18 protein-coding genes and 1 pseudogene are annotated in these 23,257 nt (G+C 56.5%); 11 read left to right on the top strand and 8 right to left on the bottom strand.

Annotation, left to right across the window (positions count from 1 at the left end):
- Window positions 1-242 precede the first annotated feature (242 nt).
- Window positions 243-608 carry an IS66 family transposase gene (locus ACR9Y2_RS34935; RefSeq protein ID WP_435046903.1) on the bottom strand — a complete coding sequence of 122 codons (366 nt, stop codon included), beginning with the start codon at window positions 606-608 and terminating at the stop codon, window positions 243-245.
- Between the two features lie 654 nt (window positions 609-1,262).
- On the opposite strand from ACR9Y2_RS34935, the gene ACR9Y2_RS34930 reads away from it, so the two are divergent.
- From ACR9Y2_RS34930 to ACR9Y2_RS34920, 3 genes are all read left to right on the top strand, one after another.
- Entirely contained in the window at window positions 1,263-2,231 is a 969-nt protein-coding gene (locus ACR9Y2_RS34930; protein WP_435046537.1) for a tyrosine-type recombinase/integrase, read from the top strand.
- A 252-nt stretch (window positions 2,232-2,483) separates the two neighbouring features.
- Window positions 2,484-2,906, top strand: coding sequence for a tyrosine-type recombinase/integrase (locus ACR9Y2_RS34925; protein ID WP_435046536.1), 423 nt, complete (start codon window positions 2,484-2,486; stop codon window positions 2,904-2,906).
- Window positions 2,907-3,054: 148 nt separating this feature from the next.
- Window positions 3,055-4,020: a tyrosine-type recombinase/integrase gene (locus ACR9Y2_RS34920; protein WP_435046535.1), complete on the top strand. Its 966-nt coding sequence runs from the start codon at window positions 3,055-3,057 to the stop codon at window positions 4,018-4,020.
- 65 nt (window positions 4,021-4,085) lie between these two features.
- On the opposite strand, the pseudogene ACR9Y2_RS34915 reads toward ACR9Y2_RS34920, so the two are convergent.
- Window positions 4,086-4,325: pseudogene (locus ACR9Y2_RS34915) on the bottom strand (IS66 family transposase zinc-finger binding domain-containing protein); the annotation flags it as partial.
- Window positions 4,326-5,933: 1,608 nt separating this feature from the next.
- Between ACR9Y2_RS34915 and ACR9Y2_RS34910 the strand changes: the two are divergent.
- The 4 genes from ACR9Y2_RS34910 to ACR9Y2_RS34895 all read left to right on the top strand — a co-directional run bounded on the left by ACR9Y2_RS34910 (window position 5,934) and on the right by ACR9Y2_RS34895 (window position 11,269).
- A complete protein-coding gene (locus tag ACR9Y2_RS34910; RefSeq protein ID WP_435046534.1) occupies window positions 5,934-6,785 on the top strand; it encodes a sugar phosphate isomerase/epimerase family protein in 852 nt (283 codons plus the stop codon).
- Window positions 6,772-8,682 carry a sensor histidine kinase gene (locus ACR9Y2_RS34905; RefSeq protein ID WP_435046533.1) on the top strand — a complete coding sequence of 637 codons (1,911 nt, stop codon included), beginning with the start codon at window positions 6,772-6,774 and terminating at the stop codon, window positions 8,680-8,682. Before ACR9Y2_RS34910 ends, ACR9Y2_RS34905 begins: the two co-directional genes overlap by 14 nt.
- Window positions 8,683-8,700: 18 nt before the next feature.
- Complete coding sequence (locus ACR9Y2_RS34900) at window positions 8,701-9,114, top strand: hypothetical protein (protein ID WP_435046532.1); 414 nt, start codon at window positions 8,701-8,703, stop codon at window positions 9,112-9,114.
- Between the two features lie 1,120 nt (window positions 9,115-10,234).
- Window positions 10,235-11,269 carry a hypothetical protein gene (locus tag ACR9Y2_RS34895; protein WP_435046531.1) on the top strand — a complete coding sequence of 345 codons (1,035 nt, stop codon included), beginning with the start codon at window positions 10,235-10,237 and terminating at the stop codon, window positions 11,267-11,269.
- A gap of 268 nt (window positions 11,270-11,537) precedes the next feature.
- Here the strand turns inward: ACR9Y2_RS34895 and ACR9Y2_RS34890 are convergent, their stop codons facing one another.
- The 4 genes from ACR9Y2_RS34890 to ACR9Y2_RS34875 form a co-directional block, all read right to left on the bottom strand.
- Window positions 11,538-11,894 carry a hypothetical protein gene (locus ACR9Y2_RS34890; protein ID WP_435046530.1) on the bottom strand — a complete coding sequence of 119 codons (357 nt, stop codon included), beginning with the start codon at window positions 11,892-11,894 and terminating at the stop codon, window positions 11,538-11,540.
- A 631-nt stretch (window positions 11,895-12,525) separates the two neighbouring features.
- Window positions 12,526-13,470, bottom strand: coding sequence for an HNH endonuclease (locus tag ACR9Y2_RS34885; RefSeq protein ID WP_435046529.1), 945 nt, complete (start codon window positions 13,468-13,470; stop codon window positions 12,526-12,528).
- 36 nt (window positions 13,471-13,506) lie between these two features.
- Window positions 13,507-14,100: a hypothetical protein gene (locus ACR9Y2_RS34880; RefSeq protein WP_435046528.1), complete on the bottom strand. Its 594-nt coding sequence runs from the start codon at window positions 14,098-14,100 to the stop codon at window positions 13,507-13,509.
- A gap of 234 nt (window positions 14,101-14,334) precedes the next feature.
- Window positions 14,335-14,772 (bottom strand): hypothetical protein, encoded by a 438-nt coding sequence (locus ACR9Y2_RS34875; protein ID WP_435046527.1) that lies wholly within the window; start codon window positions 14,770-14,772, stop codon window positions 14,335-14,337.
- A 675-nt stretch (window positions 14,773-15,447) separates the two neighbouring features.
- On the opposite strand from ACR9Y2_RS34875, the gene ACR9Y2_RS34870 reads away from it, so the two are divergent.
- Complete coding sequence (locus ACR9Y2_RS34870; RefSeq protein WP_435046526.1) at window positions 15,448-18,222, top strand: nSTAND1 domain-containing NTPase; 2,775 nt, start codon at window positions 15,448-15,450, stop codon at window positions 18,220-18,222.
- Window positions 18,223-18,772: 550 nt separating this feature from the next.
- On the opposite strand, the gene ACR9Y2_RS34865 is transcribed toward ACR9Y2_RS34870, so the two are convergent.
- Both ACR9Y2_RS34865 and ACR9Y2_RS34860 read right to left on the bottom strand, forming a co-directional pair.
- Window positions 18,773-19,963, bottom strand: coding sequence for an IS91 family transposase (locus ACR9Y2_RS34865; RefSeq protein ID WP_435046525.1), 1,191 nt, complete (start codon window positions 19,961-19,963; stop codon window positions 18,773-18,775).
- Complete coding sequence (locus tag ACR9Y2_RS34860; protein WP_435046524.1) at window positions 19,960-20,853, bottom strand: tyrosine-type recombinase/integrase; 894 nt, start codon at window positions 20,851-20,853, stop codon at window positions 19,960-19,962. The genes ACR9Y2_RS34865 and ACR9Y2_RS34860 overlap by 4 nt, the downstream gene beginning before the upstream one ends.
- A 31-nt stretch (window positions 20,854-20,884) precedes the next feature.
- On the opposite strand from ACR9Y2_RS34860, the gene ACR9Y2_RS34855 reads away from it, so the two are divergent.
- The 3 genes from ACR9Y2_RS34855 (at window position 20,885) to ACR9Y2_RS34845 (ending at window position 23,049) form a co-directional block, all read left to right on the top strand.
- Window positions 20,885-21,145, top strand: coding sequence for a hypothetical protein (locus ACR9Y2_RS34855; protein WP_435046523.1), 261 nt, complete (start codon window positions 20,885-20,887; stop codon window positions 21,143-21,145).
- Window positions 21,146-21,473: 328 nt separating this feature from the next.
- Window positions 21,474-22,067, top strand: coding sequence for a hypothetical protein (locus tag ACR9Y2_RS34850; RefSeq protein ID WP_435046522.1), 594 nt, complete (start codon window positions 21,474-21,476; stop codon window positions 22,065-22,067).
- Between the two features lie 37 nt (window positions 22,068-22,104).
- Window positions 22,105-23,049, top strand: a complete 945-nt coding sequence (locus tag ACR9Y2_RS34845; protein WP_435046521.1) for a hypothetical protein — start codon at window positions 22,105-22,107, stop codon at window positions 23,047-23,049.
- The last annotated feature ends 208 nt before the right edge of the window (window positions 23,050-23,257 follow it).

Here is a 23,257-nt window from a genome sequence, read left to right as displayed (position 1 = left end):
AAGCCGTGAGTTGACATGATCACGAACGACGCCAGAAACGCCGAACGAGCGCCTAGAGTCCGCGCCGCCCCCCCACGCGTCGGCCCAAGCGCCGGCGGAGCCTCAAGCCAGTTCACAGAAATTGGATCGACCAAGTGGCCACCCTCCTATTGATGGAAGGGTGGTGGCGAAATCGGAGTGCCACTTGGTCGATCCTCTCACAACCCGCGCGAAGGCAAAATTGTCTCGGGCAAGATTCGCGCTCAGTCGTCGAGTATCAAGGCGGCCTCAAGAATCACTCCGGCTTCGTAGCGGCGACTGAAGCCCGCATAACCCACGGCCTGCAGCGGCCCTCCTGATCCCTTCAGGAGTTGCTGCGGATGATCAACCGTGCGATCAGGCGAGTAAGCAGCCCATACAACCGGCGCTGACTCATCGCCCGCCGGCCGCTCCGCTCTCATAAAGGTCCACAAGCGAGCCGTCTTCGTCATTCCGTCGCCCGGCGCCAACACCGGAGTTCCGTCACCGTGCAATTTGCCGGTTCCAACACGTACCACTCCCACCGGCAGCGCCAGTACTCGCCTCGCCCCACCAACCGAATTGGCCATCTTGGACCGCTCCAGATCGATACCTTCACGTTATTAGATGTCAGACTGCCGGTATAGAGGCAAATGATCGGCATTATGTGACGGGCCACATAATGCCGATTATATTGGCTTCCGCGTTATGTGGTGATCGGGCCGAGTGTGCGCCCAGTGCACCCCGCGCGTCGAACCCGAACGCAACATAATGAAGGGATCGGAAGCCGCTCCTGGTGCTTTTAGCATTGAGCCGGGGTGTTAAGGAGCCCCGGTGAATGCTAACAACCCTGTTGCAATTAGAACGAGCCTTCTATGCCGACCGCCACGAGAAGGCGCCATTACTCAAGGAACGAGAAGTTTTTCTGGAACACCTGCTGCAGCAAGGCACGAGCCTTGCTGCAGCGCGCAGTGTAGCTTGGCAGCTGTTGAACGTCATTCGGTTGCTGCAGCTGACTCGACTGCGGGGTGTGAGCATTGATGAGATCGAATATGCTGCCAAGCGGTGGGCACGGCGGCAGCGCTCGATTCCCCAAGTTCGCTCTTGCAAGCACTCGGCGCCCCTCTTTGTCTACGTGGCGAAGAAGTGGCTGCGTTTCGCGGGCGTACTGAAGGAGACAACGACCCCGCGCCTGCATTTCGTAGACGAGATTGATGAATCTGCGAGATGGATGACGGAAGAGAAAAGGGGCCGCCGCCCTTACGGTGCGGTCGCACCGATCGAAAACAGCGCAGTTTCTGAAGTGGTTCGCCGATCGGCATCGTTCGCTGGGCAACGTACGGCTCCGGGACGTGGACAAGTTCCTGGCTTTCAAGGGGTCGAGCGGCTGGAGTCGGAAGTCGACTCGAGGCAACGCCGACGCCCTGCGGGCGTTCTTCCGTTGCGCTGAACAACGCAACTGGTGCAAGCCGGGCATCGCCGAAGGCATCCTTTCTCCAAGATTGTATGTGCATGAAGGCTTACCCGAAGGGCCGCAGTGGAAGGATGTGCAACGGCTGCTCGAAGACGTGAAGGGGAACACCGTCGCCGTCCTGCGCGCCAGAGCTGTACTGCTGCTCCTAACGACCTACGGGTTGCGGAGCGGAGAGATATCGCGTCTGTTGCTGAGCGACTTCGATTGGCGGCAGGAGACCTTCACCGTGAACCACTCCAAACGTGGAGGCGCACGGACATACCCGCTGCAGCGTGAGGTGGGTGAAGCCATTCTGGAATACGTCCGGAAGGCATGCCCGAGGACCTGTTGCCGGAATCTGTTTCTCACGTTGCATCCTCCGTACCGCGGCATCGGCTACACCAGCCTGTGGCGCATCACGAGCACAAGAATCGACAAGGCCGGTATCCAATGCCGCCGCCGAGGACCGCACAGCCTGCGACACGCGTGTGCCACTCACTTACTGGAACAAGGAGCATCGCTGAAAGAGATTGGGGACCTCCTTGGCCTCCGAGACTCCAATTCCACCAGGATCTACGCCAGGTTCACCTGCCGCAGTTGCGCCGCGTGGCGGACTTCGATCTGGGAGGTCTGCTATGAACCTCGATGCAGCCGTCGACATTTATGTTTCGCACCGACGGGCGACGGGCCAGAAGTGCCAGGGCCCGGCCGTTGCACTCCGCGCGTTTTGTCGTCGTTACCGCAACAAGCTCCTTCAGGGGATCACACCTTCGGATGCTAAGAAGTTTCAGGACTTGCCACAAACAGGGCCCGCAGCCTGGCGCCGAAATATGGGGTATTGAGGGACTTCTTCTCGTACTGGCAATGCCGCGGAAAGGTCAAGGCTGTTCCTCTGCCGCCGGCGGCTCCCAGGCACACACAGACCTTCGTTCCGTATATCTATTCCCGCCAGGAACTTCGTCTGTTGCTGGACACTGTTCCGCGTTGCCAGCGGAACGTGGAGTGCCGCCTCTCTCCCTCCACGGTTCGCACCATGTTGTTATTCCTATATGGGACAGGCACGCGAATAGGAGAAACGATCCGTCTGCGCCTTGCGGACGTGGACCTCGATAATGCGATGGTCACCGTCCGCGGGACGAAGTTCTACAAGTCCAGATTCGTCCCTTTGGGGCGGGATGTTGTTCGGCTCCTCCGGGATTACCTGACGACACCAGGCAGATGGAATCAACACTACATGCTTCTTTTCCAGACTCGGCGGCACGAAGCTGTTAGCCACCGCTTGATAGAGACCGCCTTCCAGCGCCTGCGAACCCTCGCCGGCGTTCGCCGGCGTGACGCGGGTTCTCGTCAGCCCCGACTTCATGACTTGCGGCACACGTTCGCCGTCCACCGGCTGACGGATTGGTACAGAACCGGCGCCGACGTGCAGAAACTGCTGCCTTCTTTGTCTACGTAACTCGGACATGTCGACCTGCACTCGACGCAGTGCTATCTGACCGTGACTCCGGAGTTGCTGTCAGAGGCCAACTATCGATTCCAGGAGTACGTCTACGGAGAGCGCCATGAATATAGCAGCCTTCGGGCCCTGGATCAGGCGCTTCTTGATGGAATACCTCATCAGCGAAAGGAATCTGGCCCACAACACACAGCGCAGCTATCGTGATGCCATTCGCCTGCTGCTGGCGTTCGCTGCCGCTCAAACGCGCAAGAGGCCGGATGAACTGCTTGTTCCCGACATCGATGCGGACCTGCTGCGCGCGTTCCTGCGACATATCGAAGAGAAACGCAAATGCAGCGTCTCCAGCCGAAATCAGCGCCCTGCGGCCATCCACGCGCTAGCCGGGTTCATCGCAGAGCGCCGCCCCGAGTACCTGGACTGGTGCGCCAAACTTCGCACGGTCAAGGCCAAGCGCTCTGCTCCCAGCCCAGTCTGCTACCTCGAGAAGCCGGAAATCGACGCTCTTTTGGATGCCCCGAGCTCACTCACCAAACTCGGCTCCCGGGATCGGGCTATCCTGCTCTTCTTGTACAACTCGGGCGCGCGGGCGAATGAAGTAGCTCGACTCTGCATCGACGATCTCAGTCTGCACACCGGCGGGGTCGGTACGTGGTCGTCGGTGCGCCTTACTGGCAAGGGCGGCAAGGTTCGCATCTGTCCGCTATGGACCTCCACAACAGCGGCGGTGAGCAGCATTGTCACCGGCCGGACTGTCACGGAGCGAGTGTTCCTCAATCGTCGCTCCGAGCCGCTCACCCGATCCGGCATCCATGAGATCGTGACCCGCTATGCCCGTGCCGCTATGGATCGCGTGCCGGGGATGGCCCAGAAGCGGATCGGGCCGCATACGATCCGACACACCACAGCCACACATCTCCTTCGTGCCGGGGTCGATATCAACACCATCCGTGCCTGGCTCGGCCATGTCTCAATCAACACCACAAACATCTACGCTGAAACCGACCTTGAAATGAAAGCCAGGGCGCTCGATCTTTGTGCGATGAAGAGTAAACGATCACCAAAGCGCTGGCGCGACAATCCCGATCTGATGTCGTTCCTTGCCCAGCTCTGACCCCCAAATTATGTGACATTCGCTCCCGCGGAGCCCGCAGTTTAGCGCTACAGCGTGGCTGAACGTCACATAATGAGAGAGCCAACATAATCGGCGTGTTTCGACACCAAAACGTGAGCCAATAACCACGGGTCGGGCCAGACCGCGATCGATTGGACAGCTGGCGCCCGCTCCTGCTCGATGCGATCGCTGCAGTCGCATCTGAGCCTCGTCCGCACCTGGCGGATCACCTTGAGGCTCGCCGGCAAGTATTCGAGAATCTCACTCACTTGTTCGCCCAGATGCTTCAATGCGCTGCAGCACTCGGGGCAAGCCGTCTGGTGGGCACAATTGTCCTGATTTCGGGATGCAGGCGCTGCGGCAGAGGTCGGCGCACTGGTGTGTTCGCTGGCTCCGCAACCGAGGGCGAGGGAGTGGCCGGCAGCGGTGCACTTTCGGCCGGCTTAGCCTCCAGGTCTTCCAGTTTCTGTTCCAGTTGCTCAATCTGCCGGTCGAGGTTCTCGAACTCACGGCCAGACGGCATGCGCCCCATTCAGATGATGAGCAGCTTCGGGCGATCGATCTGGGTGTCGCGCGCAATGAGGAGTCTCTGCCGGGCGAGGACGATCGCGCACTAAGCGTCCGCAACAAGACCCGTCAGATCCGGGAGCGTCTTGAGTGCGGCGGCCATGGGTCAAATGCGGCACATACAAATCTCAGAATGAAGAATTCAAGAACATCTCAACGCCATCTCGTTCTTGCCCAAACTGTCATTTGGGATGGCGGCGTGTACAGTTGCCACCGCCAATCGATGCCTTCCTGAAGGCTAGAAGACTAAGCGCGTACCCGCGAAACCGTACCACCGTCGCCCTTAGTCCTGACGAAGCGTCCACAAACCAAACGCGTCACGGGCAGGCTGAGTCCGTCGCCCTCACGCTAAGGCACCTTGATCAAGTGGGCGTGCCTGCCACGGATGACGAAGACTATCCGCAGAGGGCATCCAATTCGAGTGCGGTCTGCGCCAGAACACTCCGGCCCGGGAGGCCGGGACGCAATTCCGTGACACCCGCTGCCCTCCAGGCGCGTGTGCACAAGCAGAAGCTGATCATCCCAGCAGGTACTCCAACACAACCTGCAAGACCGCTGCGTCGCCGTGACTACCAGGCACAATCCGCCGCGCTCCAGTTCGATTTGGATGATCCAGACGGAGCGAAGGCGTCCCGAGCAAGTTGGAGGATGTGAAGGCTTGCCGCCCAACCTTCACCGAAAGAACCGGAATGCAATTGCGGCCCTCGATGAGGCTTACCGGCGCCATGGGGAGACCAGGTTCGCGTTGACGCAGTGGCCCAGGGCCAATTCCGAAACGGAGGCGCCGGACCGTAGGGCCTCCCAGGCGAACCGGTGTTTCAAGCAAGAGCGAAGGCGCTCGGTTGTAAGATGACAACCAACTCATTAGAAGGCAATGCCGCGGGGAAGTGGTTCGAATTACGATCCCACTTACGCGCCCGCAGGACAAAGCGATGGCTACACGCACTCTTCAAAGCATGAGGACTGCCGGTGCGCCACACCCGGAGTGTGGCGCATCGCGGATAATGACTATTGGTTAAAGTAAGTCACTGCTCGGCATGCGAACAAGCGAGACAAGTGTATCTTTCGAGGGGCGCGGACCGTCGTGGCCCCTGCGGCGGCCTCTTTGGGGAACTCGACTTGGTCAGCAATAGAACACCTAGCACCGCAAAAACCGGCAACTTGTTGCGGGTCTCCGTACACCGTAATGCCCATCTGCCTATCCACCCATGCGACACGCAAGGAGCTGCGCCCAAAGCAGGGGCAGACCCGTTGAGCGCCACTGATCAACTGCCGGGCAGAATGGTACCTGTGAACCGGAGAAAGAATGTAGTAGACTCGACGCTTCTGCCAGTCTTGGGTGATTCATGAAGGATGTTATGTGGATTCGTAAGCTGCTCACGAGACCAGTCAAAGCCAGAATCACCGGATGGCCACCGGTCATCGCAGTCAGCAGCTGGAGCCTTCATAACAATCTCAATTCGGGAAGTCTAGATATAGCTGAGTTTCCTCAACTCGCACGAGACAGATTTCAGGTGTCCGTAGTGGAGCTTTTATTAAATCATCTGTCATCTACTGATGACGACTATCTCCGTCAAATCTATTTGAGGGCGAGCAATGCTGGGGTAGAAATTGCCTGCCTTGCCCTGGATAACGACTTTACGGTCTTGAGCCCTGAATCAGATGTTGAAATCGCACGAGCATTGGACATGATCAGGAAAGCTTCGCTACTCGGCGCAACAGTCATTCGCGTCAACACAGGCCTCCGTGGAATTGGAACCGACGATGACCTCACACGGAGGGTCTCACATTGCATATGCTCTCTCCTTCCATTGTGTAAAACGCTGAATATTCGTCTTGCACTTGAGAACCAGACCCCCTTTGGAATGCGCCCCGAACACATCACTTCCATTGTCAGGACCGTCAATAGCGACTATGTTGGAGCGTGTGTCGATTGGGGCAACTTCTACCCAGAAGATCTCAATATGGGACCTGAGCGCTTGGCTCCACTAACGCTTCACGTTCACGCCAAAGCATATAGCTTTGGCCAAGACGGAGAAGAGTCGACCATCAATTATGCAAAGCGACTGAGGGAGCTCCGAGAAGTTGACTACGGGGGGGTTATTAGCGTCGAATGGGAATGTATGTCTCCAGACTTAGAAATCGCCAATACTACGATCGCCGTGAATCTTCTTCGGAAGCATATTGCAGCTCTCTGATGACATCATGAGCCAGCCATCATCAACTATTGCCGCAGAAGGCATCGTGACCAAGGAGCTGTTAAGCAATCTGTATGTAGTGCTGTCTAGATTTGGACTGGACGTGTGCGAAATCTATATAAGCACTAATGGACCCTGGCGACCATTTTGGCCAGACAAGGATTCATTTTCCGCCGCGCCTCAGTCAGATTTCTGCAAAGTAGTAAGTGAATCCAGCGCGTTCAGACACATTTGTGAACAGGATCATGACGAATGTTGTAATCGAATAATGCAAGGGGGAGGTGCGCCAATTACACTGTACTGCCCCTTCGGCTTGTCGCTCTTTGGACTCGGTTTTCAAGTTGGGCCGACGAAAATTGTTCTGAGAAGCGTTGGATGGCTAGAACGGGGCAACGAAGGGCTTACGATTAAGGCAACACTCGATCTCCTGTCGCGTAATGAGTGCTCCGCCTCTCGCAGTGAAATCTTGTCGCTGCTGCAGCGTCAGCCTGCACGTACGATGAAGCAGCTGCGCGATCAATCTAAAGACATCGAAGCTCTAATTGTCCTCGTGCGCGACCGCGCTCAGGTATGCTTTGATCGCAACATTGACCAGTGGAAAGACTTGGTTATTCAGGATATAAGAAAACAGGTATTGCCGCTTATGAGTGTTGCTGCAGGACAGGATAGCTCCAAACGCATTCGAGAAGCACTGTCGTACTTGCAAGACTCATTCCGTCTAGATGGGGTCCTTTACTATTTTTCAAATGCCGACTCACCTACCCTGCTGACATCGAATGATTGCGACATCCTTAGAAGACCTATATACGACGCCACCCTTATTCACCACTTCTTGCAGGCTAATCAGCCTGCCGTGATTGGCGAAGTAATCTCACTGCAACCTGAACAGTTAAAATTACTTCCAAATGCCCCATCGAGAGCATGTTCCATCTCCTATCCGGAGAGCAACACAGCATTCCTAGCCGCATGGCACGGGCAAGACACTTTCTTGGACAATAGAACGCTTGGAACCATTAACGAAGTGTTGAGCGCGCCACTCTGCCTCGCATCGTTAACCACAACTCTAAGGCGAGAGGCTACGCTTAGAGCGACCCAAGCCCGCAATAATGCCCACACTGTCCGATCCACTTTTCAAGCTATCATGGGTGACTCCGGGGATGTTCGCGTTCAACTTGGTCTCCTATTTCCCCAAAGCATCCCCTCTCGCATATGCGAACCACTTGAACACATGGAGGAAATGCTCCAGTTTACCTGTGATCTTCTGCAAAGTAACGATGTGGTCATTGATTCCCAAAATACCAAGCAACGACGGGCATCGCCCGCAAGCGAGCGAGTCAAACTGCGCTTGACCGATCTTGTAAACAAGGCGACAGGCAGCTTTGCAAAGCGGGCGACTGCATACTGCATCAGAATTACCCAAGAAGCTTCATTCATAAATCTACCCGCTGCATGGGTGCATCCCAAGCTGATGACGTTGGTGTTTGTAAACGTACTTCATAATGCATTGAAATACTCTCACCGAGGCAGTAAGCATAACTTCAAGTCCATCGTTCTCTCCGGTCGATCGGACACTAACTATCTATATGTTGACATCTCAGACTTCGGGGTCGGTATACACCCTCTTGAGCATGAAGTAATTTTTGAGCCATTCTGCCAAGGACTAGTTGTAGACCGGACACGAGAAATCGACGGCCAAGGGATAGGGCTAGCAGCGGCTCGTGAAATTTGCAGACAACACGGTGGGTTCATTAGGCTAAAAGAGTGCATTCCATACGAGGAACAAGGGAGACGGATATCTCGAGAGGAACTTTGCCTCCATCGGCCGGACAGTCAAGAATCAGCACGGTTGCTGGAGCACTGTTGCGTTATTTTTGAAATTGCGCTCCCCATAACATGACTACTTATGGAGATAGAAATGGCTAACTTGCTGTACGTTGAAGACCAAGAATACGAATATGAAAATATTATCCGATCCCTTCGGACACGGCACTCAGTGACCCTTGCCGCAAGCGGCGCAGCGGCACTGGCGAAGCTGAGGCAGAAGGCGGCTGATTACAACATTGTAATATTGGATTTGATGCTTCCTCATGGGCAAGCAGATTCGTCAGAAGATGCAATACCACTGGAGATTCCTTCAGAGAAAGTAGGCGAATATGTCTTTGGCAAGATGGGGACTCTGTGCCCATCGATGCCGGTAATTATTCTGACCGCTCTCAGATCAAATCTCACCGGGCTTCGCGACGGCCCTTCAGTTGGCTTGATGATGAAGCCAGTGAAGACCTCCGATTTGCTTGTGACAATCGAGATGATGCTGGGCAGCGGAGCCTAGCAGTCGCAGCCCTACCGAAGAATATGAGCAAAGGTCAACTTGATTACCAAGCCAGTATCGAACAACTCACGGATAAGATGCGCGGATTGCCGCATCTTTCAGGATTTGAGTTCCTCGAAACCGCAATGAAGTCCCTTGGAGTGAGAGCCTACGCAATCACTGATCTGATCGGCGACGCATGCTCAATCACACAAAGGTGGTCAGACAGTATTTGCCCATGGGAAACCATTGAATCAATATTAAATAGGGGGTGGAAATCCCTTAGCTCGAGATGTGAATTATTGCAACTGCCTGACGGAATGATCTCAAGGAACATGCTCGTATGCAGACTTGGCGAATTCCCAGAACGGGACGACTGGACGCGTGCGCTAATCCTCGTTGGCCGCACGACTACATTCGGCTTAGAATTCCCAGGCTTTCTGACTCGGGACTTCCCATTTGTGGAACTTGTTGCCGATCGAATGTCAAACCAGCATAAAAGATCTCCACATGACTCGGTATGGGAGGCCAGTGCAATTCGAAATCGGTTGGCCGGCCTTTTTGGAAGCCGCACTAAGTTAACTATTACGGAGCATGATTTGGTTGTCGCGGGACTGAGACCTCGTCCACATTATCAGGAGCTGCAAGGACTCTTCATGGTCGAGACGGCCATTCGTGAGCTATGCGGCTGGAGCATCGCAGAGAAGACTATGCTAGTAAGCCAAGGAATGCAAGAATCTCGCAACGAACTGCGAGAGCGATTTAGGATTATTATATACGGATACTATGTCTATGACAGAACGCTCTCCGTGCGCTTACTTCCAGGAGACTATGGGGGCGAAGTTATCCTCCCGACTGGATGGTGGTGGAGGTCAGGACCACTTGAGTGTTCGACACCACGTGAAAAGGCGGTAGAAGTCGCTCTTAATCACGAACGCCTGGCTCAGCCTCATTCCCCAGATATCCAGGCCGAGTTTGTCGAGTTCGCATTGTGGCCTAAACTTCCTGGAGGGAGGACGGTACACGTGATTCACTTAAAGACAAAGCAGGGGAAGAGTTCTCTGGTCGGAATTTGCGGACAAGATTCCAGTATCCTATTTCGTCGCTCATTGGTGAGGGTCTAAGCGAGATGAGTGAGCTCGTGAGACGACACCGTGCGACAGGAGTGGTTTTCGATACCAACCGACACCGTCGCGATGTTGTCGAGGTGGGCCTTGGCTTTCTGCGTGTTGTTCTCAGCGACGGCTCTCACCGCGTTACTGATTCGGATGGTTGGTACGATGTCCCGTCAAATCTTCACGTGCGTGGATCGCTCGAAGGGGAGTATTGCACGGTCTTCAAATGGCATGTCCACGAAGACGGTCGCCGTCAGTTGTACCATCGCGGCTCACCATATTTCCAATGGAATAAGAGCAGCCGTGACAACTACCGATTGAGAAGTGCGATGGCGTATCATCACGCCACTTGCGCCCGACACAAATTTTCGTCACTCTTGAAACGGGAAGGCTTCAGCACTTCGCATTCAAATGTCTTAGCCCATATCAAGATTATTGTTGACGATGCATCTGAATATTGGTCCAGATGGTCGGGATGGGATTCTACGAATGGATTGATTCGATTCGGGCGCGATGTACCCTACGTCCTTGATGCCGTGGCAATATATCACGAGTACGCACATTGTGTTATTGACTTCCTCACGAATGATGGCTTCCCTTGTGCCTATAGTCGCAATGACTCTGACGCCGATCGCGCCGCCACCGCGGTTTGTGAAGGATTTGCAGATTATCTCGCCTGCTCTCTCAAAGAGTATCCCGTGGTTTTGCAAGGCGAAAAGGACCACGAGAGGGCTCTCGCGTCTTCCGCATCTGGAGTTATTTCGACCGATGATGTTTACAGCATCTCACTTGGTCTATCTCGTGGACTCTGGAGACTCAGGGAAGAACTTGGCGCTGAACTGGTCGACGGCTTGGTTGTTCATTCGTTAGTCGAAATATCTCGGTTTAGCCAAGGTTGCTCAGATAGCACCCTGCTGTCTTCAATAGAAACGATGATAAGTGTTGATGAGCGCTATGCTGATGGAAAGCACCTTGCCAGCATTGCTGCAGCATTTGCCAGAGCTGGTGACAGGAGCGCCACCGCACCGATCGAAGATCCCCCACGCCCTGACAGAGCCTGAAGCTCGTTGCAGTGGATAGAGGTAGTTCGGAGATCTCTTTGGCGGAGCGAAGAGACATGCAGAATTTGGTCAGAATGAACCGTTGGCAGTAGATATCCAGATCATCAAGAAGTTGGTGGAATGTATAACGGGATAACCCTTCGCAAGTACCTGCTGCAGGCAGAAGCTTGACTTCCTGATATGGCGGCGGCCGAGCACGGTGAGACCTCCGCACTGATCATGTTGTCAAGCGTATGCTTTGGTGAGCGACCACACAGCAGAAGTTGGATTAGTATCGCTCTACGCAGTCCTTAGTGAGGGGCGGTCCTGAGTCGTAAGTGATCGTATCTAGCCGGTCCTCAATCGGGATGGACTCGTCCAGGAGCACCTTCAGACACTCCTTCAGCCGCATCATGTCCGAGTAGATGTCAGGGTGGCGATGGATCCCAGTCCAGTGGCGGTTGTTCTTGAGGAGCAGGAAATCCTTGAACCCTTCCACAGAGATTTTGTCAATGTTCGCCGGGGCGAAGAAGCGGCCGTAGCGATCAATTGCGGCCTGCTGGGCAACCACTTCCTCTGGGGCTCTCTCCATCCAGTCGTTCAGGAGTTGGACTCCCGCTTCAAGTGTGAGCTTTTCGTTGTCCATGGAGTGTCTGAGCTCTGTATTCGGCTGGATACGCTGTAGAATTTAGTCCCAAGATCGAAGAAAATGGCGACTGGAGCCAGGCAGGCGCTAGGGACCCGCCAATCCTCACCGTCACGTCGCGCCCGAACGCCCAGTTCAGGGATCCGCCCAGACTTTAGAGTCTAAAGTTCGTGCGCGCCACGTAAACCCCACGTCCAGAGATTCGACAAATTCGCCTTGGGCCGGCCCTCGGGCGGCGCGGTCAGCCGTAGCTCCGTTCATCCGGCAGCCACCCGGCGAAGTCAATTAAGTGCGCTAACTGGAGATTGGTCAGCAACTGCGTTATGCAGAGCTGCGGATCGGCGGTGCTGCGACGGCAAATACTCTTCAGTCTCGCCAGAATCGATGCAGTCCGGCGTTCGTGCTTGGCCGGATTGTCGACCACGCGATCTCCCGCGTCGCCGAACTCAAGCCTTGGAATGTTCAGGTGCCTGCCACACCCGATGGAACCCAGCCATCAACCTGACACATCCTGAAGTGTCCACTTATTGGGTAGGCGGACGGGGAGCCTTGCCGCCTAAATGGACACTTCGGACGGGACTGTCGAGTCCGGACGCTTTCGATGATATGACGTGTCCCTGCTCTTCTGAGCCTACTCCCTAAACACGTTGTCTGCGTGATAGGCCAGATATTCTCGCGCTGGGCCGGTTACGACCTCCATCGGGTCCCTCAGCACTCGACCCTCCAATGCGTAGTAGTCGCGCCCATTGTCAAATTCCTCCCGGATCCGCCTACTTACCAGGATCCGCCGTTCGTCTGGATCCACTGTCAAGTATCCGGCGTCGAAAAGCTTGTGGAGATCACTCCTCAGCAGCAACCCGTTTCGTAGCTCGTGCACTCCACCCTCTGCGTAAGGTTTGATGTGCGCCGCCTCCAACACGGGCAGTGTTCTCTCGCCTGTCATCGCACACCTGCGTTGATAGATGTCGGTCACCATTACTCTGAACGCACCTTGCCCAAGCCTGGGCGTCACGATCATGGGACGGCCATATCTCGCCGCATCCGTCGCCGCCAGAATTGCGGGGCTTGACGTGGGGCGGTTGACTTGTATCTGCGCTAGGCGTTCCCCCACAGCTCTCCAAATATACTGCCCATCTTCCTCATCGAGCCCGTACCCTCGCCCCTGAACGATGTTGAGCTTAAAGGCCGCGGGCACCGGGATCCAGTCTGGCTCCGGGAAGAAGAACGGCTCAACGAGAATGATGCACCCGATGTTCGGGTCTTCGTGCGGACCTATTGCAACGTTGCGGTACTTGGAGATACGGCTCTTCACCTCGGCCAGTGACCGAGCCCCATTTGCCTCACCGAACGAGTCCCACGCGAGGCTCACGGGAAGCCGGAGGAACTTGGCAAAGAACCCACCGCCTACAATGTAGTTACGCGGTGCATGAAGCTTGAAAAGAAATGGCTCGCCGGGCGCAAGAGCTCTGAAGTTCGTCTCAGCCGACGGACGCCAAAAGTTGACTTCCTCGACCAGGTGCTTTGAGGCGTGGAGGCTGAACCAGTCATAGTCTGTGATGCCAAGAAAAAGACGCATTTGAGTTCGAATCATGACCGCCGCTCAGCTGAGCGATTAAGCGCCTCCGGTGTCCACCGATTGCCTGACTCCCTTGAGAAGCTCGAATCTGAGCGTCGCCAAGTGATCAACGCTTTTCTTTGCCGCCGAGCCTCCAAGGAAGACTGCAGCCCCCCAAGCCATCACAAGTGTGGCAATCTTCGCTGCACTTGGCATGGCAATCCAGAAAACGCCGACGGACATCACCATTAACGCGATGGCCATGTTGATTTCGAACTTCAGCATCACCAGAATGTGCTTGAGGAAGCCGTGACCAACGGGCTCTATCACAAAACCGGTCCGAAGATACAGATACCATTCAGCTGTCGGATCGCGAGGAGGCGTGCTTTCTGAAAGCTCGGCCTTGAGCCCCTTGAAGTAGCGATTCTCCAGAATCATACCCACATCGTCAATGAGAAGCCCGGCAGCCGAAGCGACGAATAGAATGACTAGGTCGATTTCGAGCCGAAAGTCCCTGCATACCGCCGGAGAAGGGGTGAGGTGGGAGGCGAGCAGCCAGACGTATGTACTGATGGCAGTGGCGCCTGGAATTAGTCGGGTGACGAGGAGTTTGTATACCGCGGAATCAAGGATTCCAGTCAATTCCTTCATGATTGTTGTTGGCGCACAATAGTTTACCTCATGGCGGGTGCCAAGGGGACCAATCCCCGGGGATCCTTCAGAAATTTAGAGTCTAAATCTCTCCCCGACTGCCGCCGGCATTGAAGTGGAGGCGATAAGGAGTGAATCTAGCACACCGGCGGTAACCTCTGCCCACAAGCAGAACCTGACTAGTCAGTGAAGCTGAATAGTTTGTGAGTTCCGTTGCTCAGGCTGGCGGCCTGCTTAGGACTGGCGGGGCAGGGGCCGGCGGGTCTTCTGCCCGACGAAGTGGGGGGGGTAATCGAGGCGGCCGAAGGCGAATCGTATCCATGATGAGAATTGACGCGCATCCAATACTTGAAACCAGCCAGGGTTGGCAATGTCCCAAACGACGTTGAAACTGTCAATCCTCAATATCAGCCATTGGTAGCCGGAGATCTTGAACCCCATCGAGAGGTCCCGGCCGTGTTCCTGGAGCATCGATTTCGTCACCTGGGCGGCGAACCCCCGAGAGATGTTGCAAACGTGGGTCTCGACGTGTACTACGTCGCGGCGAGGTTTGACGATCTCCGCCGCTGGGAAGTAGGCTTTGGTTGAAGATTCGAGCTTGGAGTCGACTAGGTCACAACCCACGAGGAGGAGAGTCAGGGCGAGAATGGGTAGGAGGAGCGGTCGTGGCACGTGAGTATCCGGAGACAATATCGTCGGAATGATCGGGGAGGATTAGCCCATCAAGAACCCCGGCGTTGCGACTTGAGATACCGATCTCAATGGACGGAGAACTGGGGTAGGGCCGCAACCTGTCTGCAGGATGAAGGCCAGCCTGGGATCTCAGTAAGGAATGGCCCAGTGGCCGGTGACAGGCGATGTGCGTTACCGACGACAAGCCGACTTCTCGTTTCTAATTCGGCGACGCTTCCCCGAACGCCGTTTGGGGTCAGTGTCACCATAGGCGACTACACGTCCAAGTGGATTGCTTCCGAGTAGCCGACCACTCGGGAGTTCAGCAACCATGCTCTGCACTTCGCCGTTTATCGGTCCCGATCACTCGAAACCGCTCGAGTTCTTCAGCATCGCAGGTTTGGGCGTAATGCGGCCAAGTGGCGGGAAAGCGACGCGACGGCATGAACGCTTAGAGGCAAGACTCAGTGCGCCTTACGTCTGTTCTTAACCATACCGCCCTTTTACCGGGGCGCAGATCACCGGAACGGCACGGTATGCGCCTCCTCCAAGGGAGCAATTCGATACAATCAAGGCCCGACATGTTTCAGCGTGCGAGTCGGACTGTTTTCATACGGAGTGGTGTCGGCGCATCTCGGCAGAATAGGGTGCTCGCGGTGACGAGGTCTATCTTTCATGAATATCATTCAGGTATCTGATCCTCGAGTACTGATTCTGGCTGAGGGCGATTCTCCGGGCGCAGTATCACATGCTGCGGGTCATCTTTTCGAGGATTTTGTCGGACGATTGCTCGAACGCTATGGGTATTCCGAGCCCCGAACGGACAACTTGCGAGTAACCGCACGAGGCATTGAACTCGATTTGCAGGTTCGTCACAAACTCACAGGGCATCCAGCGATTGTGGAGTGCAAAGCCTACAGCAATGCCGTAGCAGCTGAGCAAGTGGCAGCGTTCTATGGAAAGCTCAGTGTTGCAAGGTTCAATGAACCAGACACGCAGGGCTTCTTTGTGGCGCTGCCAAGGCTCACCGGGGAGGCGACGGAGCAATCGAAGCACATCATGAACCGTGACCTGCGATTTAAGTCGCTTATCGCGCAAGACGTTGTTGACGCCCTCACCGAGCTCGGCGTTGTCGTCCCACCCCCACGCGATCTTGGCGTCACCAGCGATCCCGCTGTCGTTGTCTCGGAGCACGGTGTATACAGTGCGGTCATTGAACTCGAACCACTACAACGTACGGGATTACGGGTGCTAGCTTGGGGAACCCAACCGGTACCCGATCCCGTAAAGAAACTGCTTACCGCACATCAGGATTATGGGGGAGGTTTGCCCGTCCACGATGTGGCAAGTGAGTTCGCGAGTGTCGCAGCCCGACCGCGGTCAGCGGATGCAGAGCCGCTGATTGTAACTGTCGCCGGCAGTACTGAAGATTTCGAGTATCAGTTGCCTGCCTCGCCGCGCTTCTTCATCGGCCGTCAGAACTTAGTCGCAGAGCTTTCTTCTCTAATCGACCAGCGGACACGCGTGATTGTACTTAATGCGCAATCGGGATGGGGGAAGAGTTCCCTTGCGTTGAAGCTACGCCAACTGGTTGAAGACCTGAAGGGGCATGCGATGATCGTCGATTCAAGGACCGCGTCGCCGGGCAACTATCTGACTGCCGTTCTCAGGCGAGCCGCTTTGGAATCGCAGAGTGGCGGCCTCTTGAAACTCCGCGGCGAGAACTCATGGGCGACGCTGGGTAGTAGTCTTCGATCCATCAGTTCCGCAGAATGGGCGGAAGAGCGTGGCCCGCTTGTTGTTTTCTTCGACCAGTTCGAAAATGTTTTCCGCGATGCAGTTCTCACTCGCGACTTCAGAGACCTTGCATTGGGCGTTCGAGAAACGGCCGGCCGACTGATCATCGGGTTCGCTTGGAAGACCGATCTAGTGGGTTGGACTGAGGGACACCCATATCAACTCCGTGATGAGATTCGGGCAAATGCGAACGTTTTGACGCTCGCCCCCCTTGGCGCTCGTGAAGTCGAGACACTTCTCCGTCGGTTGGAGAAGCGGATAGGCCAAAAACTACTTCCGGATCTTCGCCAACGATTGCGCGAGTACTCGGGTGGGCTGCCTTGGCTCGTGAAGAAGTTGGCAAGTCACTTGATTCGTGAGATTGACTCGGGCGCCACGCAGGAACGGCTGCTAGCAGATGCCTTGAACGTACAAAACCTATTCGAGGCTGATTTGGCCGAGTTGCAACCGACGGAGCAGGAGGCCCTACGGTTTGTTGCCCGATTCGCCCCGGTCGCTGCGAGCGAAGTGATGGAGCGCGCCTCAGCGCCCATCGTTCAGTCCCTGATCGACCGGCGACTAATTGTACAAGTTGGCGAGAGACTAGACACGTACTGGGACATTTTCCGGGACTTTCTGACGACCGGGCGCGTGCCCATCGAGGACAGCTACATTCTCAGGCAATCACCGCGTGCTGTCGCCCGACTGCTCGCAGCTGTCGCCGAACGTGACGGCGACGCTGGTGTACCGGAGGTTGCTGAGGCCTTAAATACAAGTGAGAACGCCATATTCAACCTCGCTCGTGAGCTCCGGTTGCTTGGTGTCACCGCATACGAACCGAACCGTGTACGCTTCCCTGAAGATCTGTGGAATGCCGCAGATCGTGAGAATGCAGTCCGCAGGAGAGTCGCAACGGCGCTGCGGCGGCATCGCGCTTTCAGCGCTTTCGTTCGCTTGGCTGAGCGGGCCGACAGCAGCTTGTCATTTGCAGAATATGCGCGCGAACTCCCGAGTACCTTTCCGGCAGTTTCTGTGGCCGCCACTACTTGGCTGGTTTATGCGCGAGCCTTCGTGTTGTGGTTTGAGTACGCTGGCCTTGTTACGACAATCGGTCAGGTTGCGATGCTTGCGGCGGAAGGCGACCATTCGGAAGCACCCAAAATGTTTGGCGTCCGCCCGCCCATACGCACGAGGGGAGTGTTCCCACAACGGCCGCCTGGTCCGAGCATCGCGTTGTTGCGCCGAATCGCGTCAGGCTGTCAAGTTGGCGGCAAACCAACTGAACTTGGAAGGACGGATGCATTGCGCGATCTTCTTCTGCTCGGGGCGGTCGAATTTACGGCAGAAGGTTCTTTTAGGCTCGTCCGACCTGAGTTGATCCGCGACGGGGAGCTTGACCAGTCTTGCCTTCGCACCATGATCGAGGCCAAGAAGGGTTGCAAGGCAGCGCTCGAACTGATCGAGGAAGATTCCGCTGCGAACCCGGCGACGGTCGGCGAGGTTATCTGCAAAGCGCACGGTGCTGAATGGGCGTCAGGGACTGTGCACTCAACCGGTAAACACCTGCGCGCTTGGGCTCGTCTGGCGGGCATTAGAACGCGTTCGCGTCCACCTCGAGGCGATGACGGTTCCGCATCCAGTCTGCAGTTGGATTTCAATTCACTCCAAGACTAACGAACATGAGGGCGACCGCTAAACGAAGTGTTCGGGGACATAGGTCGGATAAGTCGCATAGTGTAGAGCGAGCCGCGCGGTTGCGGATCGATCCCGCGCCACTCGGAAGTTGGGCGGCCAGGCGGCCAGTCAAGTTGCCGCGTAACGCCCGTTCCACCGATTGTCGTCGGACACTGTCCCGAAGTCCCGTTCTGGGAAGTCAGTCTCGACAAACGATAGGTCCCTATCGGGACTGCCCCGGCGCGATGAGTCCCGAGTAGTGACGCAATCTTCAACGCCGGGGCAGTTTCGATAGGGCCGTTTGAACTGAGACGCTCGCGTTTGCGGCGGGCGCGGCACCTATGGGATTTGATCGCTGGTTTGGTACTGCGGCGGTGGCGTGAGGACCGGCGAGCGAAGCGAAATAGCGGTTTCGGACGCAGGGACGGTGGGGATTTCACGACGAGCGCCCATGGTTCGACAGGGAGACGACGTGGTTATCGCCTCGCTGGAAGACACCTCACCGGTTCGCGCCGAGGGGCGTTCATTGTTGGACAGCGGTGAGGGGCAACTACGAGGTGTCTGCAAAGGCTTCCAGATCAGCGCGCCGTCTTCGGATCTGTTGAGCGGACAACCTCTCTGAGATCGTCATCGGGCCAGCGCAGAGAGGGCAGGACCACGTGGTCGGGGCGGTTGGGTTTGGTCGACTTGCGTCTGCTGATTGCGGTGGGGCAACGCCGATCAATTGCCGGCATAAGTGGACGGACTCAGAACGTCGGCGATTTGCCAGGAATCCGAAGTGCCGGATCCGGACGAATCCTCGGGGTAGTACATGGAGCAGGAAGCGGCGGAGAAACTCCTCCTCCGTGACCGTCATCGCCCTCTTCTTGCTGCCGTGTGCGTAGTCCTTCCAGCGAAATGTAACCTTGCCATCGGCAAACGAGATTAGCCGATGGTTGGAGATTGCCACGCGATGGGTATAACGTGCGAGGTAGTGCAGGACGTGTTCAGGTCCGCCGAAAGGTCGTTTGGCGTAGACCACCCAATCCTGCCGAAACAACTGGCGGAGAAAGCGGCGGAATACTTTCGGGTCAGAGAACTGCCCGAGCTTCCCGTGAAAATCGAGCTCGCCGCGTCGGAACGCACGCTTCAGTGCGGCGACGAACTTGCCTCGGAAGACTCGACTGAGCACCTTTACAGGAAGGAAGAATCGGGAACCCGTGGAGATCCACGCCGCTCGATTGCTGGCGATCCCGCCAGCCGGTATGACGCAGTGGACATGGGGGTGATGCAAGAGGTTCTGCCCCCACGTGTGCAGCACGCTCAGGAAGCCGATATCGGCGCCAAGATGCTTTGGATCGGAAGCGACCTCCAGCAATGTTTCCGAACTGGCGCGGAACAGCAGGCTGTACAACACCTGCTTGTTCTGCAACCCCAAGTCGGACAGTTCCTGTGGCAGCGTGAAGACCACATGGAAGTAAGGAACTGGGAGCAGTTCCTCGGAGCGCTCAGCGAGCCACTTGTTCCGTGCATTCGTCTGGCACTTTGGACAGTGGCGATTGCGGCATGAGTTGTACGAGATGGCATGATGCCCACAGCGCGGGCAATGATCGATGTGGCCTCCCAGGGCTGCTGTGCGGCAGCGCTCGATCGCGCGGAGTACTTTGAGGTGCTGCCACGTTAGCCAGCCATGATTCTTGTCGATGAAATTGTTCCCTGCGCTGCGGATGATGTCGGCCACCTCGATGGGTGGCGGCCTCATTTCTTAATGCGTTTTCTGGAGCGGCTCACTTGATCCGGGTTGGACAGCTGGATGGACTCCAACGGACTAGCAACGGCTTGTAAGTGACGTCGGGACAGATGCAGGTATACCGTCGTATCGGCGAGCTTGGCATGTCCAAGCAAGACCTGGATTGTGCGCAGGTCGGAGCCTGCTTCCAGCAGGTGTGTAGCAAAACTGTGCCGCAAGGTATGGGGCGAAACTCGTTTGGTGATCCCAGCGCGTTCCGCCGCAGCGGCGACCGCAGCCCAGACCATTTTCTCGGTGATAGGCACGTCTGCACGCCAATTCTTCACCATGCCGGGGAACAAATAGGTTTTCGGCTTTATCCAACGCCAATACTCGCGCAGGGTCTCCAGCAGTTTGGGGCTAAGCGGGAGATCGCGATCGCGGCCGCCCTTTCCCTGCTGGACGTGAACGAGCATCCGGTCACTGTCTATATCGGCCACTTTCAGCCGGCAGAGCTCGGCGCGGCGCACGCCGGTTGCATACAGCGTCATGAGCATGGCGCGGTGCATCAGGTTCTTGCTCGACTCGATAAGTCGCTGGACCTCTTCCTGGCTCAGCACTGTCGGCAGTCGCCGGTGCTGCTTTGGAAACGGGATGTGGTCAGACAAGTAAGGCCGTCTCAAGGTCTTCACGAAGAGGAACCGGAGAGCGGCGCTATACCCTTCGATCGTACCCGCCGAGAGCTTGCGTTCCCGAAAGAGATAGACTTGGTATTCGCGGATGTGATCTGGCCCCAACTGATCCGGCGGGCGATTAAAGTATTTTGCGAAATCCTCGACCGCGTGGATGTACGACCGCACGGTATTCTGAGAGTAGTTACGACGCTGGAGTTCGTCCAGCATCAGCTTTCGAAGACGGGTCACAGGGACCTCCTTGTGACCCACACATTACCGAATGTTCACCTCGATCGAAGTATGGAAACGCGTAGACGAGCGCACGGCGATCCGGTATCGGTGCTTCCGATCTCTCGGAACCGGGAAGTACTCCGTACAGAGTGCAGACTTCTATCAGCTGCCACTGGATCCTGCACGCATTGCCACTCTGGACGAGCAACACATCGAGTTGTTCGTAGAGCAACCGCCCGATGCCCGCGCCGGCAGCTTCGACACTATCGAAGAAGCGATCACCGCACACGATGACGAATTCGCTCGCTAAGCGGGGTCTCGAACCCTGGATACGCGTAGCGTCCGCCGCGCGAGCGGCTTAGTTCAAACGGCCTTACATCGACCGATCCGCCTCTCTTGCCAGGCCGCCTGTCAAGCCTCTGCTGTGCGGGAGACCAAGAGGGCGGGCAATCTGAGCTGGTCAACGCCTCACTAATAGGTCCCCCCGACCATTCGAAGTCCGACCTCTGCGGCTCGGCCCTGCCCCGCCAGTCCTTCGGCTGTAGTAGCCGTAGTAGCCGGCTGCAGTCGACAAGAACAGGATTGTCGCGACATACAGAAATGGTTTCATTCCGCCGATGTAATGCCGAGCCATTTCGATGCAAACCCAGTTGCCAGAAGACCGCAAGCAAGAGATCCTCGAGGAAGAACGACGACGTATTGTCGAGGAGGACTACCGAAGACAGGTCCGCGCGGAGCTAAGACCCGCGCCGAGCCCGCCCAAGAGCCCGACGTGGAGCAGCATACTCATCAAGTCCCTCGTCTTCACCGTCCTAGTGTCAATCTCGATTCTTGTGCTGGGGAATGCGTGGAGTAGGATCAGCGCCTCATGGAACCGCCCTCCGACTCGGCACCTGTTGCTGGGTGGGAACATCGTCGTGCAACCCTCTCAATACCGGCACGCGACGTTTGAAGTTGACGAATCAAGGATGAAGGAGCCGGTTCTCGCCGGTTCAATTCGCGCAAGTGGAGGAATGGGCAACGACATCGAGGTCGTGGTGGCTGAGATGGGAGAGTATGAGAACTGGATCAACGGCCACCCGGCGACCCTCCTCTACACGTCGGGCAAGACGACCAATGCCAAGCTGCGCGTCCCCATTCGGCAGTCGGGGACATATGTTGTCGCACTTAGCAATTCCTTCTCCCTCGTCTCCTCGAAGACAGTCACAGCCGACGTCGGGTTGGAGTACTGACCTCGGTAACCCGACGAGTTCTGCAGAGGAGGCCGAAATGGCGAGACTAGACAGGGGACTTACTGACGCGGCATTCCGTCTCTGGATCGAGAAGGAGGTTCCAACCACCCTGCTCGGTCCAATTCTCACCTGCATCCCCAACGACCCGTGTGCGCTCGATGTCCAACTGCGCAAGGGTGGGGTGCTGCAGGTCTACCATGGGAACACATCGTTGCTTCGAATAAAGACCGGCAAGAGCGGAGAGCTCCTGCAACTCGACTTCGGCTCCTACGAGTCGGAGGTCGCCAAATTGGACTCGAAACTACGAGGAAGATGGCGGATTGACGAAGCCGAAGACCTAAGCCGGCAACTCTGTAGGGTACTTCCAACTCTCGCGGCCTGCGTGGGACGCTCCTACTACCAGAACCGGAAAGAGGGTTTCTGGGAGAATCAGCTGGCCTACACCCACGGCCGCGGCTGGAGGGCTGACAAGGAGTGGTTGGTCATCGATCGTCAAGCCGTCGTCGGGTTTGACTCCGGTGCAGAGCTCAATGACACCGTCGGCCCGATCGTCGGACGCCACGCTGCGGCCCTCGAATCGCTCATCGACCGGCAGCCCCGGAGGTGGGCCAAGCCAAAGGCCGTCGGCAACGAACTGGACCTCCTCGCCGTGAATCATCGAGGGGAGATCCTCTGCATTGAACTCAAGCACGCGTCCAACAGCGAGGGCGTCTACTGCGGCCCATTTCAGGCCGCCGTCTATCGCGACACGTTCCACGCTGTGGCGGAGTCCATCGTGCCCGACCTGGACCGACTTGTGAGGCAGAAGGTGGTGTTGGGACTTCTCCCACCAATGGCTCTGGGACTGATGCCATTTGTTAAACTTCCTGTGGTCCGGGGAGTCCTGGCGGTCGTTGGGAACCAGTCGAGAGAGGTGCAGAGGCGATTGAGGCTGTGTCTCGACAGCTGCGAGTATGTCGAATACTGGCAGTTGGATGATTAGCTCTAGCTCGATTGCAGCTGGCCAGGCACGCTCTCACGATTCGACGAGTGGGAGGGTCGTATCGGCGAGTTTAGAGAATAAACGCGAAGGCTTATTTGAAGACTGCGCCTCCTTCGTCTGAGCTTGGGAGGCTAGCGGAAATCTAACGCTACCTAGACTGCTTGGGCGTTGAGAGTGACGTCATCGATTCCGGAACCCCGTGATATTC

The organism is Paludibaculum fermentans, assembly GCF_051172195.1.
Classification (GTDB): domain Bacteria; phylum Acidobacteriota; class Terriglobia; order Bryobacterales; family Bryobacteraceae; genus Paludibaculum; species Paludibaculum fermentans_A.
The sequence above is the reverse complement of the archived record's forward strand: the minus strand, read 5'-3'. Positions and strand labels throughout refer to the sequence as shown.

Bases quoted from the DNA above. Each gene is read 5' to 3' on its own strand.
- ACR9Y2_RS34925 (WP_435046536.1), top strand. From the start codon at position 2,484: ATGTTGTTATTCCTATATGGGACAGGCACGCGAATAGGAGAAACGATC.
- ACR9Y2_RS34920 (WP_435046535.1), top strand. From the start codon at position 3,055: ATGGAATACCTCATCAGCGAAAGGAATCTGGCCCACAACACACAGCGC.
- ACR9Y2_RS34910 (WP_435046534.1), top strand. From the start codon at position 5,934: ATGAAGGATGTTATGTGGATTCGTAAGCTGCTCACGAGACCAGTCAAA.
- ACR9Y2_RS34900 (WP_435046532.1), top strand. From the start codon at position 8,701: ATGGCTAACTTGCTGTACGTTGAAGACCAAGAATACGAATATGAAAAT.
- ACR9Y2_RS34890 (WP_435046530.1), bottom strand. From the start codon at position 11,894: ATGGACAACGAAAAGCTCACACTTGAAGCGGGAGTCCAACTCCTGAAC.
- ACR9Y2_RS34885 (WP_435046529.1), bottom strand. From the start codon at position 13,470: ATGCGTCTTTTTCTTGGCATCACAGACTATGACTGGTTCAGCCTCCAC.
- ACR9Y2_RS34880 (WP_435046528.1), bottom strand. From the start codon at position 14,100: ATGAAGGAATTGACTGGAATCCTTGATTCCGCGGTATACAAACTCCTC.
- ACR9Y2_RS34870 (WP_435046526.1), top strand. From the start codon at position 15,448: ATGAATATCATTCAGGTATCTGATCCTCGAGTACTGATTCTGGCTGAG.
- ACR9Y2_RS34865 (WP_435046525.1), bottom strand. From the start codon at position 19,963: ATGAGGCCGCCACCCATCGAGGTGGCCGACATCATCCGCAGCGCAGGG.
- ACR9Y2_RS34855 (WP_435046523.1), top strand. From the start codon at position 20,885: ATGTTCACCTCGATCGAAGTATGGAAACGCGTAGACGAGCGCACGGCG.
- ACR9Y2_RS34850 (WP_435046522.1), top strand. From the start codon at position 21,474: ATGCAAACCCAGTTGCCAGAAGACCGCAAGCAAGAGATCCTCGAGGAA.
- ACR9Y2_RS34845 (WP_435046521.1), top strand. From the start codon at position 22,105: ATGGCGAGACTAGACAGGGGACTTACTGACGCGGCATTCCGTCTCTGG.